General features: G+C 57.6%; 18 protein-coding genes. All 18 read left to right on the top strand.

The features are described from left to right. The first annotated feature begins 352 nt into the window (after positions 1 to 352). The 18 genes from pilL2 to ACQ4W7_RS24155 all read left to right on the top strand — a co-directional run bounded on the left by pilL2 (position 353) and on the right by ACQ4W7_RS24155 (position 16,102). On the top strand, positions 353 to 928 hold the full coding sequence (pilL2, locus tag ACQ4W7_RS24240) for a PFGI-1 class ICE element type IV pilus protein PilL2 (protein ID WP_436533896.1): 576 nt from the start codon (positions 353 to 355) through the stop codon (positions 926 to 928). Between the two features lie 44 nt (positions 929 to 972). Beyond that, positions 973 to 1,767 carry a hypothetical protein gene (locus ACQ4W7_RS24235; RefSeq protein ID WP_436533895.1) on the top strand — a complete coding sequence of 265 codons (795 nt, stop codon included), beginning with the start codon at positions 973 to 975 and terminating at the stop codon, positions 1,765 to 1,767. Beyond that, entirely contained in the window at positions 1,764 to 2,306 is a 543-nt protein-coding gene (locus tag ACQ4W7_RS24230; protein WP_436533893.1) for an integrating conjugative element protein, read from the top strand. The genes ACQ4W7_RS24235 and ACQ4W7_RS24230 overlap by 4 nt, the downstream gene beginning before the upstream one ends. 122 nt (positions 2,307 to 2,428) lie before the next feature. Beyond that, positions 2,429 to 2,872, top strand: coding sequence for a transglycosylase SLT domain-containing protein (locus ACQ4W7_RS24225; RefSeq protein WP_436533891.1), 444 nt, complete (start codon positions 2,429 to 2,431; stop codon positions 2,870 to 2,872). 23 nt (positions 2,873 to 2,895) lie between these two features. Then, entirely contained in the window at positions 2,896 to 3,426 is a 531-nt protein-coding gene (locus tag ACQ4W7_RS24220) for a PFL_4695 family integrating conjugative element protein (protein ID WP_436533889.1), read from the top strand. Next, on the top strand, positions 3,423 to 5,747 hold the full coding sequence (gene traD, locus ACQ4W7_RS24215; protein WP_436533886.1) for a type IV conjugative transfer system coupling protein TraD: 2,325 nt from the start codon (positions 3,423 to 3,425) through the stop codon (positions 5,745 to 5,747). Before ACQ4W7_RS24220 ends, traD begins: the two co-directional genes overlap by 4 nt. Then, a complete protein-coding gene (locus ACQ4W7_RS24210) occupies positions 5,744 to 6,496 on the top strand; it encodes a TIGR03747 family integrating conjugative element membrane protein (RefSeq protein ID WP_436533884.1) in 753 nt (250 codons plus the stop codon). The genes traD and ACQ4W7_RS24210 overlap by 4 nt, the downstream gene beginning before the upstream one ends. 12 nt (positions 6,497 to 6,508) lie before the next feature. After that, positions 6,509 to 6,835 (top strand): integrative conjugative element protein, RAQPRD family, encoded by a 327-nt coding sequence (locus ACQ4W7_RS24205; RefSeq protein ID WP_436533882.1) that lies wholly within the window; start codon positions 6,509 to 6,511, stop codon positions 6,833 to 6,835. A 27-nt stretch (positions 6,836 to 6,862) separates the two neighbouring features. Continuing rightward, positions 6,863 to 7,093: a hypothetical protein gene (locus ACQ4W7_RS24200; RefSeq protein ID WP_436533880.1), complete on the top strand. Its 231-nt coding sequence runs from the start codon at positions 6,863 to 6,865 to the stop codon at positions 7,091 to 7,093. 166 nt (positions 7,094 to 7,259) lie between these two features. After that, positions 7,260 to 7,658 (top strand): TIGR03745 family integrating conjugative element membrane protein, encoded by a 399-nt coding sequence (locus ACQ4W7_RS24195; protein WP_436533878.1) that lies wholly within the window; start codon positions 7,260 to 7,262, stop codon positions 7,656 to 7,658. A 32-nt stretch (positions 7,659 to 7,690) separates the two neighbouring features. Continuing rightward, positions 7,691 to 8,131: a TIGR03750 family conjugal transfer protein gene (locus ACQ4W7_RS24190; protein WP_436533876.1), complete on the top strand. Its 441-nt coding sequence runs from the start codon at positions 7,691 to 7,693 to the stop codon at positions 8,129 to 8,131. A gap of 2 nt (positions 8,132 to 8,133) precedes the next feature. After that, positions 8,134 to 8,967 (top strand): PFL_4703 family integrating conjugative element protein, encoded by an 834-nt coding sequence (locus ACQ4W7_RS24185; protein ID WP_436533874.1) that lies wholly within the window; start codon positions 8,134 to 8,136, stop codon positions 8,965 to 8,967. Positions 8,968 to 8,984: 17 nt separating this feature from the next. Further along, on the top strand, positions 8,985 to 10,025 hold the full coding sequence (locus ACQ4W7_RS24180) for a TIGR03749 family integrating conjugative element protein (protein WP_436533872.1): 1,041 nt from the start codon (positions 8,985 to 8,987) through the stop codon (positions 10,023 to 10,025). Between the two features lie 9 nt (positions 10,026 to 10,034). Further along, complete coding sequence (locus ACQ4W7_RS24175; RefSeq protein WP_436533870.1) at positions 10,035 to 11,618, top strand: TIGR03752 family integrating conjugative element protein; 1,584 nt, start codon at positions 10,035 to 10,037, stop codon at positions 11,616 to 11,618. A 15-nt stretch (positions 11,619 to 11,633) separates the two neighbouring features. After that, complete coding sequence (locus tag ACQ4W7_RS24170; protein ID WP_436533868.1) at positions 11,634 to 12,098, top strand: TIGR03751 family conjugal transfer lipoprotein; 465 nt, start codon at positions 11,634 to 11,636, stop codon at positions 12,096 to 12,098. 23 nt (positions 12,099 to 12,121) lie between these two features. Further along, positions 12,122 to 15,013 (top strand): conjugative transfer ATPase, encoded by a 2,892-nt coding sequence (locus tag ACQ4W7_RS24165; RefSeq protein ID WP_436533866.1) that lies wholly within the window; start codon positions 12,122 to 12,124, stop codon positions 15,011 to 15,013. A 278-nt stretch (positions 15,014 to 15,291) separates the two neighbouring features. Beyond that, positions 15,292 to 15,630 carry a hypothetical protein gene (locus tag ACQ4W7_RS24160; RefSeq protein WP_436533864.1) on the top strand — a complete coding sequence of 113 codons (339 nt, stop codon included), beginning with the start codon at positions 15,292 to 15,294 and terminating at the stop codon, positions 15,628 to 15,630. Then, the gene (locus ACQ4W7_RS24155) at positions 15,617 to 16,102 is read left to right on the top strand and encodes a TIGR03757 family integrating conjugative element protein (protein ID WP_436533862.1); all 486 of its coding nucleotides are present in this window, start codon (positions 15,617 to 15,619) and stop codon (positions 16,100 to 16,102) included. Before ACQ4W7_RS24160 ends, ACQ4W7_RS24155 begins: the two co-directional genes overlap by 14 nt. Positions 16,103 to 16,162: the final 60 nt, after the last annotated feature.

Raw genomic sequence — 16,162 nt, 5'->3', positions numbered from 1 at the left:
AGAGCTTGGGTGGTTTTTCGGGGTGCCCTAACACATAGAGGTGTGGCATCCGATGGCGCCATGGCAGTCCAAGATATTCGGTCTTGCCTCGCGTGGAAATACAAACCTGGCGCCCTCCGGCGTCAGGCTATATCAGCGGTGCGTCTATCACATTCAGCGCACCGTGCCAACTATTTAACGGCACAACCTGGGACCGATTTGTCGGGGACGGTACTGGCGATATTTCCTATGCTGCGACGATCAGATACCCGGTCAGCACAGGGGAACTCTGTAGGACTGGGCGTTTGATGCATGGGCAGCACCCTATGTTTGATGCGCGCGAACAAACTGCTGTTTCTCTCAGGAGACGTATATGCATCAGCGGCTGGGCTTTCTCAATCCCGTTCTTATCGCGCTGTTTCTTACGGCAGGGAACGTTCTGGCCGATACGTCGACGATATCAGCCACCGCCAATGCTGAAAGCCTGCTGCCTGGCAAGATTGCAGGGCGGTCCGGTGAAGGTGAAGCATTGGTGAATCGATACACGGCGATATCGCTGCAGCCTGGTGCAGCCGACATTGACCCGACGCGGATCGTTGCTCAAGTTAATTTCCCCAGGATGAATACCAAGACTGTCGGTGAGGCGATCCGTTATCTCCTCATCCGCGCCGGATATGACTTAGTCGAAGAAAGCCAGCTGGATCCACAGGTTGTTGCACTGCTCGCCAAGCGGCTGCCGGACTCACAACGGACGCTGGGACCTTACCGCGTGGACACAATGCTAAAAATCCTGATAGGCCCCGCTTTTGATTTAAGCACCGATCACGCCAGCAGGCGTATTTCTTTTCATCCGGCGGTGCCAACCGATGCCGCTGTCAGAGCACCAGGAACATCCGAGCAGCGCAACAAATCAGATGCGGCAGTAGCGTCCGGTGGCGCTGCCGACTAGTCCATTTATTGCCACATATAGACGACTCTGGAAGAGGACATACCATGATCCAGCCAAACACAACTTCTACTACTGCGGGACCAACGGTCCCTGTGGGCAGTCCTGCCGCTCCGGAAGCACCTGCGAAAGTTCGGTCAAGGAAGCTGCTGTTGTGGGCTGCTGCGGCGTGCTGCGCCATAGTGGCAGTGCAACTCGCGATGAACGGACGCGCACCACAAGTGCCGCCAAAGCTTCCCGATCCTGTCGCCAGTGCTCAAGTGGTGCCAGTACCCATGAAGGTTGCGAATCCCAGCGCGCCGGCAAGTGCCGCAACCGCGACAACCATGGCGCCCGCTGCGCACGCTGTGCAAACTGTGACAAATTCGACCTCGGCCGAGACCGTTGTGTCACGACAAGTTCCCGAAAGCGATGGTGCGCAAAACCAGCAGGCCAATCCGGTCGAGCATGTTGGATCGAGGGAGATTCTCGAAGCCTTGCAACACAATGCCGACGCGCTCGCCAGCCTTGAGCAAGGCATCGTCGATTTGAAGGAGCAAGTAGCAAAGTTGACCCACGTACCAAAGCGGCCGGTCAAAACCAGTGAGGCCGCAGCGCCAACGCGTACCATGCCGACCCGTTCAAACGCTGATCCCGACGCGCCCCAATTGCTGTCCATCGACCTGTGGGGCGACAAACCCTCCGTGGTGGTGGGCCGCAAGCGCGGCGACGGTACGGAAGTGACATTTTTGAACGAGGGTGAAAAGCAAGGACGGGTAACTGTCAAGCGAGCCGATGTAGGAAGCCAACGCGCAATTCTGGCGACAGAACGTGGCGATGTCGTGTTGAACAGAGAAGAATGAGCTTCGGCGAGACAGCTATGAAACCCGTTATTTTCTTGTTCCTGTTGATGGGCGCAAATGTGAGTGCCCAAACATCGTCGAACACGACCATCACTGCGCGCTCACAACAGTCGACAGCCATAGCCCAAATGGAGGCGCAAGCGACTGCAACACAGGCCTCGGACCAGATCGCACGGCAAGTTTGGGGGCTCACCGCTGACGAGCTTGAGCGTGCAAAACTGCTGCTCAAGGGACCACGTGCTAGCTTCTCCGTGCCGAACCTATCACCGGTCGAAGCGCTGGGGATCCACGCCCGCAGCGACGCCGAACGGCGCAAATATGCAGAAATGTTCGCCAAGGCTATGCATGAGGACACCGAACGTGTACTGGCCTGGGCAACGGCCTACCAAATCGCGATTCAACGCCTGTATCCGAATGAGAAGGTTATCGACTTTTCGGGCTTGCAAGCCGCCGACATGTCCACGGGTACGACTGATGCCGCAAATCTACCGCGTCATGGCACACGGCCAATCCGGCGTGGCGGCGGGGGGGCACAATGATCACCCGGCGAAACTTCTTGGCGTTGGGTTTCGCTCCTATCTTGTGCAGCGCGTACGCCAGCAACGCCATCGCCGAAGGACGATGGCCACGTCCTGCTCCGATACCGCTTGGATACCAGCACGTGGCCAAGATAAAGCGTGTTCCTGCTGCTGTGCTGTATGCCGTTGCGCTGCAGGAGTCACAAATGCGTTTCGGAAAAAACGCCCTGCCTTATCCGTGGACACTCAACATTCAGGGCGTGCCGAAGCGATTCGACAGCTACCGTGCCGCTGTCGCTGCCCTGGTCGAGTGCTTACGGATGGGGATCTTGCTCGTCGATATTGGCCTGCTCCAAATATGCTGGCGGTACCATCACATCAAGCTTCGTAACCCGGCCCGTGCGCTGGACCCCTATCTCAATATGGAAGTGGGGGCAGAACTGCTCCAGAATCATTTCAAAAAGACCGGAAACTGGTTTCGCGCCGTAGCTAACTACCATAACGCCGATCCAGCCATTGGAGATCCTTATGCCACTTCGGTATTCCGGCATCTTGGTCGAATCCCATCTAACTGGGGGGAGCTATGATGGCTCGGCTCCCCTGCAAGGCAATGCTCGCCGTCGTCTCTGCCTGTTTCGGAACTGCGATTGCCGGTCCACAGGTACTAGCTGATACTGGGCGCACAGTGAGTTCCATCCAGTACCTGATACACGTCCTTGACAGTTCGGGAAGTGACACTGAGACACCTCTCGTCTCTTTTCCCGTGCGTGCCAACGGAATGTCACCCGGAAAGCTCGAGGACATTCATCACGCCATCGACATGCCAGAATGGCTCACGCGGCCCATCTTTATCGTGGGGAATGATCCGGTCTCGTCACAATGGCTCACCGAAAACCATGCTGCGCTGTTGAGTTATGGTGCTGCTGGAATTGTGATATCTGTGGAAGATGTTTCCGCATTCAAATCATTGCGCCGCGCCAGTTCGCTTCCGATGGTGCCGCATCCAGCGCCACATCTGACGCGACTATTGCAGGCAAACGGCATTAACCGCTACCCGCTGCTGCTCCTAGAGCATGGCGAAGTGTTGCAGGACCTGGGTGGGCAGGTTCCAGCTGGCCGGGACATCGGGAGCGGACGATGAGCAACCAATCGTACGTGCTGGAGCCTTTGCTCCGCCCCAAGGTCGAGTATCAAAGCGCGGCTGTGGCGGCAGCGTGCGGCATCTTGGCATTGTGCGCGCCTTGGGCCTTGATGCTGCCAGCAAGGCTGGGCTATGCAACCGGCGCTATCGCGCTCGGCTTTGCTGCAGTGAGATTTCAGCAGGCGCGAAGTGTCGGTAAGTATCAGTACGGGTTGAAGCACTACAAGATCACACACACGCGGTTGCACCGTATCGCGCGTAGCAAAGATATGTTGTACCTGGGCGAAGGGTTTCTGTGGACCCAGAAGCACACCCAGCGCAAACTCGACGCGAACCGCCCGGAAGCAGAGCCATTCGTCAACCTGTCTCGCAAGCGCCTGTTGCTCGATCAAGCCGTGCGACGATACGAGCGCTGGGTGTTCTCTGCCAGCGACAGTCGTAGCTCCCCATCAATGCTCCAGAAGCTTGCGACGCTCACGAGGAGCGATGTGCCATGGAATCCTGTACGCCCGCTGATCGATCTCGGCGGCTCAAGCGTGTTGCATGGCGTGGAGCCGAACGAGAAACCGGTAATACTGCGTCAGTCGGCGCGAACGGGCCACTTGCTGGTCAAGGGGACGACGCGCGTCGGCAAGACGCGCCTGCTCGAATTGCTGGCTACTCAGGACATCCATGACCATTATGTTGTCATAATCATCGATCCCAAAGGGGATGCCGAATTGATGATGCGTGTATACGCTGAGGCATCAAGGGCTGGAAGGCTCGATCATCTGTACCTGTTCCACCTCGGCTATCCGGATTTTTCGGCACGCTACAATGGGATTGGCAACTTTGCGAGGATCACCGAGATCGCCACCCGGACGACCAACGGACTGCCATCCAGTGGAAACTCGGCCGCGTTCAAAGAATTCTCTTGGCGGTTCACCAACTTGGTGGCGCAAGCGCAAGTGGCACTGGGCCAGGTTCCCACCTACAACGGCATCCTGCGCAACATCACTGACATCGAGCCGCTCTTCATTGCGTACGCCAAACTGTCGTTAGACCGCGCAGAAAAGGCAGGTCGCATCAGTGGTTGGGAAAATGTAGTCGCCAATTGTGCAACCGAAATAGCGAGGAAGAAAATTCCTGTTCCGCGCTCGCTCCAGGACCGCCAGCCGATCCTCGCGGCGACGATTATCGTGGCCAGAAAGTTCCAACAGAAGAACGAAGATCCGATACTCGATGGGCTTTCCACAGCAGTCAGTTACGAGAAATCGTTCTTTGAAAAGATCATTGCCTCGCTCGGCCCGTTTCTGGAGAAACTCACGACGGGCGCTATCGGTAAGTTGATCAGCCCCGACTATTTCAACATGGAAGATCCGCGGCCGATCTTCGACTGGATGCAGGTGATCCGGCAGGGCGGCATCGTCTATGCTGGCCTCGACGCGCTATCCGATCCTGTCATCGCGGGCGCCGTTGGCAATTCGATGCTCGCGGATCTCGTCTCGATTGGCGGCAAGATCTACAAGCATGGCATCGATCCGGACAGAGCTGACGGCAAGATCCTGCTTCCGCACATTTGCGGCCATTTCGATGAGGTCGAAGCAATCCTTGGCGACGAGTTCATTCCGATGGTGAATCGAATGGGCGGCGCCGGCATGCGTGTGACCGCCTACACACAGACCGTTTCGGACCTGCAGGCAAAGTTGAAAGACGCCGCCAAGGCAAAGCAGCTGCTGGGGAACTTCAACCACGTCATTACCTTGCGCACCAAAGACCTCGACAGCGCCAAATTCATCGCCGACCAGGTACCGAAAGTGGAAGTAGCCACCCTCACGCTGGTATCCGGCGTTACCGACAAGGCAGCAGAGGGTGACGGCATCGATTTCATCTCGAACAACCAGGACCGGGTGGCGACCAAGGAGGTGCCGCTAATCGATGTCGCCGACATCATGCAGCTGCCCACCGGCCAGGCATTTGCGCTTCTCGAAGGTAACCGCCTCTACAAGCTGCGGATTCCATTGGCCGATCCGACTGACGATACGTATATTCCCGCTTCGCTGAGAGCCGTCTGTGAAGATATGCGAAGCCGCTATCGCACTTCAGAACAATGGTGGAAGGAAAATGACTGGTTTGTCGACGCGGACGTGACGCTTCCGATCGCGACTCCCATTTACGTGCCCACGGAACTCGATGCTCAGATGGGACCCGGGCAGGAAAATCCTGAGCCTAACGCAGAGCAGCCTGCGCTGGCATCGCTGCGCGATGTCGGCGCTTCCGAGTCTACCGGCATGGCTGCGCCTTGCGATACACAAAGTAACGGTGAAGGAGATCAGGCATGACAGCCCGCGCAGCAAACGCCAAGACCGCTAGCGGGCCTGTTGGGCCGGTAAGCAGAGGGCCGGTCGGCATTGTCATTGAGATCGTCTTCGGCGGCGCGCTGGCAACGATTTTTGCTTGGGTGATAGGGGTCATGATTGCCTACGGTGGCATGCAGACCTCGTGGCTATGGGCTGACAAGGGGATCGATCACGCTCGGGGGCTCGTCGAGGAAAATCTTCGGTTCATCGCCGAGTATCCTCGGTCGGTCCTGATCGAAGATACCTTGGCGTTCGAACACAAGGTCATCGAAATCGTGTCCCGCCCCTTCATCGCGCTGGGGACGTTGAAATATTACGAAGACAGTTTGAGGCCGTTACCACGCTCAGCCGACAGTCTAGGCAAGACCTCGGTGTTGCTCAAACGGGAACTCGCCAAGGTTTTCATGGTGGCGATGTACATCGCTATGGACACGGCGATGCGGCTGTTCGTTGTGGTATTCGCGTTGCCCTCGTTCTTGCTCGCCTGCTTGCTGGGAATCGTCGATGGCCTGGTGCGCCGCGACCTGCGTCGATGGGGCGGCGGCCGCGAGTCGAGCTTTGTCTACCACAGGGCGAAAAAGGCCACTGTTTGGTCGATATCAGGCGGCTTCGGGATTTACTTGGCGTGGCCTTTCGGAGGATTCAACCCGGCGTACATGGTGCTGATCTTCACTGTGCTGGTAGCAGCTTCCCTATCCATGTATGTCAGCACATTCAAAAAATATTTGTGAGCGGGAGACGTGATGAAATTTCTATCCATGTTGCTGATAAAGGGTTCCCGGCCGGCCGCGTTGCTAATCATGTCGATCGCAATGACCGCCGCCGCCACCACGTATGCCGACGACGATGCCGAGCGGGAGAATCTGGCGCGGATCAGCTATGAACTGAGCCAGCTGCAAAGGATGATCAGCGATGCAGCCGTATCGGCAGAAAACAAAGGCGGAGCACGCTTCCGATATGACTTGCTCTCGCGTGATGTGGGGCTGGTTCAGGCCGGCGTCAACGATCACCTGCAACGGCCGCGCCAGCCACAGCGTGTGCAACCACTGGCGGGCGATTACAGAAACTAGAGCGTTGAAAATTGAGAGGACACCATCATGAACGCAGCCATGCACACTGCTTTCGACGCTGCATCAGGCGGTACAGCGGGTGCCGTGGCCATGTTCATTATTCTTGCAGTCGCCGCTTCCATCGTCGTCTGGGGGGCAAACGCCGTCCGCATGCTGCTCATCGAGGTCATGCATTACCCCAAGCTGTTTGGCCGCAATTGCTGGCTCGTGATGCGGGCCCTGATGATCGTGATGGTGTTTATCTATCTTCTGACGTAAAAGTTGTGGGCCGACATGGGACGGCTCGATCAAGCGTATCCAATTGGTGCTAAACGCGGTGGCGCCGATGTTTTTGATGACCGCGATATTGTTGATGTCAATCTGGGCCAGTGGCAAAAGGCGATTCGACGCTTGGCGCTTAGTTGGTCCTTAATAAGGAGGTTCTATGTCGTACTTGAAAAAAATGGAGACGGTATCAACCGGTGCTCTTTCACTCATCACGGAAAATCGGCGTTGCATCGCAGCAATGTTGGTGCTCGCTGCGGCGTTCGTGGCAGCGCCGGCAATGGCAGAGCTGCCGGCAGCCGTACAGCCCACAGGCGGTGCTGCGGCCGGGGATTACATGACGCTCTTGCGGCAATACTGGAAGCAGGGCATTGCCGTCATTGTGCTGATGGTGGGTTCCTGGGCGTTTCTCGAAGTCGGCGGCGGCGCCATCGCCAAATTTGGCGAATGGCGCATCGGCAAGGTCGAGTTGAGCGATCTGAAATGGTTCTTCTTAATCGGCGTCGTGATGTTGGTCACAGTGATTTACCTGCTGACAACGGCCAACGGCATCCTCTGACCTGGTTAAACCACGCGACCCTGGGCCTGATCATGGACGATATTTCCGACGGCGTGCAAGCGGACAAAACCCGTGGCCATGCGCCATTGACTGACAGAGCGAATCGGGAGCCTGCCATTCTTCGCGGTTTGACGTCCTCCGAGGCGCAGCTGGCCATTTTTATTGTGATGCCGATTTATACGGTGATCGGCCTGGTGGTCGTATTCGCAACGAAGATTTGGGCGCTGGGGGTGCTCATCGCATCGCTGGCGCCCATGCTCACTGTGTGGGTAGTGGCCGGCTGGCTGGCCAAGGTGAAGCGTAACAAACCTGACTACTATTATCAGCACCGCTTCAAGTTGTGGCTCGCGAAGAACGGCCTGCAAAAGAGTCGCTTCATCGACCATGACGGCTTCTGGGAGACTGGACGGGACGTGCCTGTCCCACGCCGGTCGGGCCAATTAAAGCATCTCGTTAAGAAGGCAGGAGGCTAGTCATGGCACGCTACACGGACGCCCTGGCGCAGGCGAACTGGTTCAACAAGTGCCTCCTCGGAGTGGTTGCCGCATCGACCACGGTGGCGGTGATCGCCATGTTTGGCTGGCGCAGCGCCGAGCGGGATGTCACAGTGCATATCCCGCCAGATCTGACGACGGGAGCAGTGATCAAAGTGGGCCGGAAGGAGGTGCCGTCCCCGAACGTGTATCTGTTCGCGTTCTATATATGGCAGCAACTTAATCGGTGGAGCTTAAACGGGCAACAGGATTATGGCAACCAAATCTACAAACTGCAGGCGTTTTTCACGCCAGCGTGCCAGCAGCAGCTGATCAACGATATGACAACGCGTGCGGGTCAAGGGGAACTTGACCAGCGCACGCGCTCCGTCATGGAAATTCCCGGACTGGGATACCGCGATGGGCGGGTGCTGGTTCATGCGGACGGGTCGTGGAACGTACTGCTTGACACTCAGATCATCGAGTCGTCGCGCGGCGTGCCGGTAAAGGACGCGTACGTGCGCTACCCGCTTCATGTGGTGCGCTATGACGTCGATCGCGAGATTAATCCGTTTCAGCTGGCGATCGATTGCTATTCGGCGCAAAAAAAGCCGGAGCGGCTTGATCCTGAGGCTGTGGCTGTGGCTATGAAGGGTAATCGCGCTGTGGTGCAGAACAGCGACGAGTATGCGAATCGCAGCTTCGCGGGAGGGGGCGTTCCGCAAACGCAGGGACCGACGACCATCCAGCCTCCACCTTCAGCCATTCCCAGCGGGCAGCGAAAGCTGACTCCCCAAGACCTGGCGCCGGCGACCTTGCCGCGCGTGCCCCGTTAATCGAAGGAGAGAATGGCATGAACGGCCGACTTTATTCAATGATGGTGTTGCTGGAGGCATCCCTGATATCCGCAGCCCATTTGGTACATGCCCAGCCCGCAACTGGCCGTCTTCCTACGCTGGAGTTGGGAGAAGTGGGCACGCAACCTGTCGAACCTATCGCAGCAGTAAATGTCACTTCTAACCCGGCGGTGAGGTCCAGCGGCAGCGACATGGCGCCAGAATCACGCGATGGTATGGCGGCACCGGCACCGGCACCGGCGAAGTCGGCCGGGCCGAACTCGAATCCCCCTCCACGCAAAGCAAAGGAGGCTCGACAACGTGCAGCGACGGACGGCAGCGTCAACACAAAGCCGGAACGCATCGAATTCAAGCGTCATCCGCTGAGAATTGTACTGGGGACGGCTGAAAGGTTGGTCACGTTCCCTAATCCGGTGGCGATCTCGCTGCCATCCGGCGCGGAAACAGACGTTGATATGCAAATTATCGGGCGGACTGCGTACTTTACGATGTTGGCGCAACGGAGTGCACCTATCAGGGTGCTGGTGGATGATCTTGTTACCGGACAAACAATTCCCATGGATCTGCTGGGAATGGGAACAGTCGACGGGCTAAGCTCAGAAGTCGAGGTCCATTATGAGGATCAGCTTCCGGCAAACCAGCAGCAGGTGGACCGCGCGGATGAGCAATCGCCTGCGCTCGATATGGTTCAGCTAACGCGGTACGCTGCGCAGACCGTCTACGCACCGCGGCGCCTGAAACCCTCTTCCGACGGCGTGCGCAGCATACCAACCGATAACAAGAGTATCGAAGGACTGTTTCGGGGTGTACGTACAAGAAGCCGCCCGATCGGGCAATGGCGTTCCGGGGATCTATATGTCACGGCCGTTCAGGTAGTCAATCTGGAGGGGCGTTCCGTCTCGTTGGACCTTGAGCAGATCAGGGGGCGCTGGATCGCTGCGGCCTTGCAGCATCATCGCGTCCTGGCATCAGGATCCGATTATGACAACACCACGCTGTACCTGGTCTGTGGCCAGCCGTTCCATTCATGCAGATGAGGTGATACTGTGCCAGCGATAACCCAGAACAAGCTCACACCGATCTTCAGCATATGCGCGCTGCTGATCGTGGGATACGTGCTGTTTGCCCGGTACGGGGGCGGCCAATCAGCGCCCGTCAAGGTGGCAGATCCGCTACTGGTGGTGCCAGTGGCGCCTGGTGACGAGGCGCCTGCCCGTTCGGGTGGGCTATTTGGCGTGGAGGCGCTGTCAGCGGCACCTCGCCGTGCGGATGCGGATAGTCCAAGCGAGACCTTGAAGACAGTCACGGCAAGCAACAACGATCTACGTGACAAGGTGCAAAAGGTCATTGATGCCAACGATCTGCTGAAGCAGGAAAATGCAAAGCTGCAGAACAGCCAAGCGACTATCGTTGCCCAGGTGACCGCCCAAGTGACCGAACGGGTCCTGGCTGAACAGCGACTGCATGCGAATGTGTCGCCGGAATCTGGGGATACCGAGCAAACAGGACAATCGAAGCCAGGAAAACAATCGCCCACTGCACTCGGTGGCATTGTGGAAGCGGCCACTGGCGGCTATTCGACGATGGTGAACTCGCTGGGTTCATCCAATCCCAAGGGTATCCCGAGTGGCTTGGGCTATGACGACTCCAAGACGGCTGATGCAATTGCAGCGTCCAACGGTAGAACCATTGCTACATACACCAGGCATCTGCCGGTGGGCTATAAAGAAGCGAAGGCAGGCGACGGCACCGTTGCCATCGTGAACTCGGTGGGGCGCCCGGTGCGCCAGGGTGAGCCAACACAGGAAACCGTGCGCGGTATCTCCAGCAGTCAGGAGAAGCACACGCCGCGTCCCTTTTACACCATTCCCGAAAATGCGACCATGACCAAGGCCACGCTGATGACCGCGCTGGTGGGACGTGTGCCTATCGATGGCAAGGTCCATGACCCCATGCAATTCAAACTCCTGATAGGCAGGGATAATTTGGCCGCCAATGGTCAACGCGTGCCGGATGCGGTAGCTGGCATCGTGATGTCCGGTATCGCGATCGGTGACATGTCGTTGAGCTGCTCAGAAGGACTGATCCAGTCCCTCACGTTTGTGTTCGACGACGGCACCATTAAAACCGTGTCGATGAAAAGAGATGGCGCGACTCCGACTCTTGGCGGGGCGGGCGGCGGTCAGGCTACTCAGTCGGTAACGCAATCGAACAAGTTAGCCTGGATATCAGATGAATACGGTAACCCTTGTGTCAACGGAAAATTTGTCACGAATGCCCCATCCTATCTTGCCGACATGGTAGGGATGAAGACACTGAGCATCGCCGCCCAGGCGACTGCAATGGCACAGACCACGACGGCGGAAAACCCATTTGGATCAACCACAGCTGTGACGGGAAACAAAGGCTCTTATGTACTGGGCCAGGCAGCGGGTTCCGGTATCAATGAAGTGAGCAACTGGATCATGCGGAGACTGAACAATTCGTTCGACGCGGTGGTTACGCCCGCTGGTGGTCGCTTGGTCGTGCACTTCGAACAGGAGATAGCGATCGATAAGGCCCCGGATGGGCGCAAGCTTGATTTCGGTAACAGCCAGGCCCCTGCCGCCGCCCTTCAATTGTTGGACTGACCCGTAGGTTCCACTATGAAGCTGACTTCCATTTTGGCCCTGCCCGCGATCGCTTGCCTTGTATCACTGCAGGGTTGTTCGATGTCTGGTCCGCGTGAGAGCCCACTCCCGAGAAGTGGGCCGAAAATGATCGACATCTACGAGCGACACGTCGAGGAGAACAGTGGTCACGCCGCATCTGCTCAATCGGACTTGCCACGCCGTCCGTATGACGAACCCGCGCGCTCAACTGCTTCCAGCGATGGTCCGGTCGGCGCAATGAACAGCCGCTTTGTCCGGCTACCGAACCCGGATATTGAGATGTACGTGTACCCGCATCTCGCGAAGGGAAAGTACCCGATTCCGGGGTATGCAACGGTTTTTCCGATGTTCGAATCGGTCCAGTACGCCCTGCCGGGGGAAGTTGCGCCCAGTGTGCGGGCGGTGTCGCGCCCGCCCGGTGGCACCGTTCCTTCGGAGCAGATTCCAGACTCTTACTGAGGTTGACCGTTTTTGGGGGGTATATGTTTGCATGGCGAGAATCGAAGGCGACCCGTGGGGTGGAAGTCCGCGCGGATGGGCGGAACGGGAGTGCGCGCGACGGCGCTGGGGAACAGCCCCTGACAACCGCAAAGCGCAGGCATATGGCAAGCCGATCGCCCTCGTTTACAGAGCTGTTGCCGTGGCGCGACTACGAACCATCGACGCAGGTGTTTGTACTGAACGACGGCGTGAGCGTGGGCGCGCTTTTCGAACTGACCCCGATACCGACTGAGGCCCAGGCGGAGGAGATGCTCAAGGAGTATTGCCGCAAGGTACAAGCTGCATTGCAAACCCTCCCGGAATCCGGGACGCCAGACTGGATCGTCCAGTTTTTCGTCAACGACGACCGCAATATTGAGCAACTCAAGGACGATCTGGAAGCCTACATTGATGAGGTTCATGCCGCGAACCCTGATCGTGGGAAGGCCATCAAAAGCTCCAAGCTGACACAGGCCGTGCTGCATGAATATGCCCTGCACATTGCCAACGTTTCCCAAGATGGCGGCTTGTTCGAGGACACGCAGGTGTCCGGTCACACCTGGCGCGGCCAGATTAGGCGGGTCAGATGTTGCCTGTACCGGACCTACCCGAGTGGCTATGTCGTCGCCCCTGGCGTCGAGTCGCCGTCCGACCTGCTCAACCGAGCAGCCGACAGTCTCGTGGCCAACCTCGAGGAGGCCGGTGCGCGGATGCGTCGATGCGGGGGAATCGAACTGTATCAGTGGCTGCTCCCGTTCTTCAACCGCAGCGGAAGATATGGCACTACTGCCGAACTATTGAGGGCTTTTCCCTATCCCGGAGACGCGCCATCCCAAACTGACGGTGAGGCGCCGGTTTTTGGGCGCGACTTCGCAACCTTCCTCAATCTCAGCTTGCCGGAATCGGACCCGGCTTGGGGAGGCTTTAAGTTCGACGGCGTGTTGATGAAAGCACTCACGCTGCAGCAGATCACCTCCAACCCCGAGGTGGGTCACCTTACGGCCGAAAGGAAGCACGCAAAGCATCTGTTCGCCCGATTTGACCGGATGCCCGAGAATGCCATGTTGTCGATGACGATCGTGATCACCCCGCAGGACGTGGTTCGCGACCAAGTGGAACGGATCCGTGATCGCTCTAAGGCCAAGAGTCCCGATGCTGAAAAGACCTCGGATGAATGCAAACAAATTTTGCGGCACATGCATACGGGTGACTGGCTACTGCCCACCTTTACGGTGCTGTACCTCTCCGGCACCAGCGAGAAAGCGCTACGCAAGGATATTGCAGCAGTCAACGCCAGGATGGGCACCTCGGGTTTGCGCTTCATCGAACCGGCACATGACCTGACTTCACTCGACGCCTTTGTTCGGGGGCTGCCTATGTGCTTCGACCCGCAATTCGATGCGAAGAACATGAAGCGTACACGGTACCTCTTTGCATCGCAGATCGCGGCCATGTTGCCGGTGTATGGAAGGCAAAGGGGCACCGGCCATCCCGGTTTTCCTTTCTGGAATCGCGGCGGCGAACCTCTTTGGATAGACCCGCTGAATCCACGAGACCGGAAAAAAAACGCTCATATGCTCACCTTGGGCCCGACCGGCGCAGGCAAATCGGCCACCTTGAATTTTTTGGCACTCTTCCAAATGGCTATCCACCGACCACGGCTGACTATCGCGGATGCGGGAAAATCTTTCCAGCTGCTCAAGGACTACTTTGAATCGATGGGTTTGACCACGCATTATGTTGAGCTCACGCCCAATAATGATGTCTCGCTTCCGCCGTTTGCCATGGGCGCCAAGCTGGTCAGGGATCCGGAAATCATTGCGGCTTACACCGCTGCGCAGACCTCGGCCGCCGTCGCCAAGAAGCTCGAAGAACAAATCGAGCAAAGCTTGATGGAGGTTGCGCTGGACCAGGGGGCGGATGCTGCCGGACCCGACGCCATGGACCAAGACGACGAGAAGCGCGATTTCCTCGGGGAGATGACCATTACCGCGATCATGATGATCACCGGCGGCGAGCAGCGGGAAATTGAACGCATGACGCGTGCAGACCGGTACGTCGTCAGCCGCGCGATCATCACCGCATCGATGGACGCGCAGAAAGGTGGTAAACCGCACCCCCTCACACAAGACGTGGCCAAGGCCCTCATGGACATGAATCAGGATGAGGCGCTGCCTCACGAGCGGCGCGAGCGCGCGTACCACATGGGTGAGTCAATGATGGTCTACACGATGGACCTGAGAGGCAAGCTCTTCAACCGCTATGGGCAACAGTGGCCAGATGCTGACATGACGTTGGTTGAACTGGGCACGCTGGTCAAGGACGGGTACGAAGACGCATTGGCCGTCGCCTACACGGGCCTGCTCGACCATGTACACGCCAACGGCGAGGCCCATCAGCATGAGGGTCGTCCTCATATTTTCCTGACAGACGAAGGCCACTTAATCACTACTAATCCGCTGCTAGGGCCAAAAATTGCCAAGGGCACGAAGATGTGGCGAAAGTTGGATCTTTGGTTTTGGCTCGCGACGCAAGATATGAAGGATTTTCCGGAATCGATGAGCCGGGTGTTGAACATGTGCGAATTCTGGTTACTGTTGACCATGGAAGCGGAAGAAGTGAAGCAAGTATCGCGGTTTAAGTCGCTCACTGACGAGGAACGGTTGTTGATGTTATCGGCGCGCAAGGAGCCGCCGAAGTACACCGAAGGGGTATTACTCAGTAGCACACATAAAGCGCTGTTCCGGAACGTCCCGCCTCCTTTGGCGATCTCGCTGGCGATGACGGAGGGGCACGAGAAAGCGCGGCGCAAGCGACTGATGAATAAATTGGGTATCACGGAGATGGAGGCAGCGGTACGCATCGCGCGTGAGCTTGCCGTACGTGCTACGTGAGCATGTTAGCGCGGCGATACGTAAAGGATTATGAGATGAATAGGAACAGGTCTGATCTGTGGACCGGCATTGGCGGCGCAATCGTGAGAGCCAGGGGACACTCGCCGATTGTCATCGTGGAGCGCGAGGAATCGAGGTTCAGGGCGGCTCTGGCCGAGCATTTCATCGACAAGGCACTAGTTGATCGCGATACTCGGCGTGTATGTCAGGCCTACGTGAGCATGTATGGGCACCCGCATCTCCCTGCCGGTGTTGTCAGTGGCGGTAGACGGAGCTCGTTGGCCGACCTGGCCGGCGCTCCGATTGAAGCGTTGTATGGGGCAGAACTGATCGCCATAGATGGGCCGGAAAGTATGCTGGCCACGATGCCGGCGCGGCTCAAGCGCTTCATCAGTTGCTGTGCACAACGGGCGGAGACGGTGGTGATATTGACGGAAAGCGCAAAACGTCTTGTCGACGCCGGGATCGATGGCACTCTGATGATTATCGGGGCGAGTACCGATCAGAAACTCCTTGCCCGGTCACAAAGTAACAGCGAAATGGGGACGAGGATCCAAATGACAGCGCTAATGCGACCCTGTTATATGCAAAAAGGGAGTAGCGATGATGGCAAGTAATCTCATATCGGTTTTGTTGGCTGTAGCGACCAGCGCGGTAGTGGTGCCGGGTGCGCGACTCGCGAACACGCATCCCGCGAGTGTCGCGATTGAGCGCACATCGGTCGACACGGATACCGCCCGCCCAGCTGCATCGGTGGAAGTTTTTTCAAACTCAGCAATCTACCTGACAAATATCCGCGACGCGCGCGTGTATCTGCTCGACGCGATGGAAGTGCTCGACAGTGAGCTTTCGGTTGGATTGCCAGCGAATGAACGGGACGCACAGGCCATTTTGCGCCGGCGCCTGCATGCCCTTGGTGCCGCGGCGCTTGCCAGCCGAACCAAGTCGGCGGCCGAGGGTATCGTTCAATCTGCACGGTACGGTGTTGACCGTATTCCTGCTGTCGTTGTCAATGGTGAGGCGGTGATCTATGGGGTGACTGATATCGATGTGGCGCGCGCCATTTTTCAACATAGTAGTCGGCAATAGTTTAAGTGGGGGGAGCAGGTGAACACTCTAATACCGGTATTCCTGACGGCTTTGGCACTG

Origin of the sequence: Janthinobacterium algoris, assembly GCF_051380935.1 — a bacterium.
Taxonomy (GTDB): domain Bacteria; phylum Pseudomonadota; class Gammaproteobacteria; order Burkholderiales; family Burkholderiaceae_D; genus Janthinobacterium.
This window is presented reverse-complemented; position numbering and strand designations above follow the sequence as displayed.

Coding starts and splice junctions, on each gene's coding strand:
- traD (WP_436533886.1), top strand. CDS start 3,423: ATGAGCAACCAATCGTACGTGCTGGAGCCTTTGCTCCGCCCCAAGGTC.
- ACQ4W7_RS24170 (WP_436533868.1), top strand. CDS start 11,634: ATGAAGCTGACTTCCATTTTGGCCCTGCCCGCGATCGCTTGCCTTGTA.
- ACQ4W7_RS24210 (WP_436533884.1), top strand. CDS start 5,744: ATGACAGCCCGCGCAGCAAACGCCAAGACCGCTAGCGGGCCTGTTGGG.
- pilL2 (WP_436533896.1), top strand. CDS start 353: ATGCATCAGCGGCTGGGCTTTCTCAATCCCGTTCTTATCGCGCTGTTT.
- ACQ4W7_RS24165 (WP_436533866.1), top strand. CDS start 12,122: ATGTTTGCATGGCGAGAATCGAAGGCGACCCGTGGGGTGGAAGTCCGC.
- ACQ4W7_RS24185 (WP_436533874.1), top strand. CDS start 8,134: ATGGCACGCTACACGGACGCCCTGGCGCAGGCGAACTGGTTCAACAAG.
- ACQ4W7_RS24235 (WP_436533895.1), top strand. CDS start 973: ATGATCCAGCCAAACACAACTTCTACTACTGCGGGACCAACGGTCCCT.
- ACQ4W7_RS24190 (WP_436533876.1), top strand. CDS start 7,691: ATGGACGATATTTCCGACGGCGTGCAAGCGGACAAAACCCGTGGCCAT.
- ACQ4W7_RS24220 (WP_436533889.1), top strand. CDS start 2,896: ATGCTCGCCGTCGTCTCTGCCTGTTTCGGAACTGCGATTGCCGGTCCA.
- ACQ4W7_RS24200 (WP_436533880.1), top strand. CDS start 6,863: ATGAACGCAGCCATGCACACTGCTTTCGACGCTGCATCAGGCGGTACA.
- ACQ4W7_RS24230 (WP_436533893.1), top strand. CDS start 1,764: ATGAGCTTCGGCGAGACAGCTATGAAACCCGTTATTTTCTTGTTCCTG.
- ACQ4W7_RS24155 (WP_436533862.1), top strand. CDS start 15,617: ATGATGGCAAGTAATCTCATATCGGTTTTGTTGGCTGTAGCGACCAGC.
- ACQ4W7_RS24195 (WP_436533878.1), top strand. CDS start 7,260: ATGTCGTACTTGAAAAAAATGGAGACGGTATCAACCGGTGCTCTTTCA.
- ACQ4W7_RS24180 (WP_436533872.1), top strand. CDS start 8,985: ATGAACGGCCGACTTTATTCAATGATGGTGTTGCTGGAGGCATCCCTG.
- ACQ4W7_RS24205 (WP_436533882.1), top strand. CDS start 6,509: ATGAAATTTCTATCCATGTTGCTGATAAAGGGTTCCCGGCCGGCCGCG.